At 42.6% G+C, this 1055-nt stretch carries 1 protein-coding gene; it reads left to right on the top strand.

The genetic code is table 11. From position 1 onward, the window contains the following. Positions 1 to 1055, top strand: a 1055-nt coding sequence (locus tag QUB14_RS28645; RefSeq protein ID WP_445251887.1) for a beta strand repeat-containing protein, incomplete at both ends; no start/stop codon positions are given.

The following is a 1055-nucleotide window of genomic DNA, read 5'->3' as shown; positions in this document are numbered from 1 at the left end:
ATCAGTGCAACCTTAAATGCGGGTACACAAAATACGATTACGAATCTTGCCAGTATCCAGAATATTACAGCAAGTGGAACGATCAGTGCGGGAACCTTAAGTGGAAGTCTGTCAACATCAGCACAGAACTCTATCACTAATCTTGCAAACGTAAGCACGCTTACTGCAACGAATGCGAATATCACGAATGCCACGATCAGTAATTTAAGTGGTTTAACCAATATCAGTGTAACGGGAACGGTACAGGCAGGAACTGTAAGTGCAACAAGTGTAACCGGAACCAGTGGTACTTTTGATAATATTACGGTAACGGGTACTATTGTAGGAGGTACGATCAGTGCTACCTTAAATGCGGGTACACAAAATACGATTACGAATCTTGCCAGTATCCAGAACATTACAGCAAGTGGAACAATCAGTGCGGGAACTTTAAGCGGCTCATTAAGTACAAGTGCACAAAATAGCATCACTAACCTTGCTAATGTAAGCACGCTTACTGCAACAAATGCGAATATCACGAATGCCACGATCAGTAATTTAAGTGGTCTGACCAATATCAGTGTAACGGGAACGGTACAGGCAGGAACGGTAAGTGCAACCAGTGTAACCGGAAGCAGTGGTACTTTTGATAATATTACAGTAACCGGTACTATCGTAGGCGGTACAATCAGTGCAACCTTAAATGCGGGCACACAAAATACGATTACGAATCTTGCCAGTATCCAGAATATTACAGCAAGTGGAACAATCAGTGCGGGAACTTTAAGTGGAAGTCTGTCAACATCAGCACAGAACTCTATCACTAATCTTGCAAACGTAAGCACGCTTACTGCAACAAATGCGAATATCACGAATGCCACGATCAGTAACTTAAGTGGTTTAACCAATATCAGTGTAACGGGAACAGCTCAGATCGGTACTGTAAGTGCAACAAGTGTAACCGGAACCGGTGGTACTTTTGATAATATCACGGTAACGGGTACTATTGTAGGAGGTACGATCAGTGCAACCTTAAATGCGGGTACACAAAATACGATTACGAATCTTGCCAGTAT

The organism is Microcoleus sp. B3-D2, assembly GCF_036705345.1.
GTDB lineage: Bacteria > Cyanobacteriota > Cyanobacteriia > Cyanobacteriales > Microcoleaceae > Microcoleus.
Note: the sequence above shows the minus strand (reverse complement) of the source record. Positions and strands in the feature narration are given on the sequence as shown.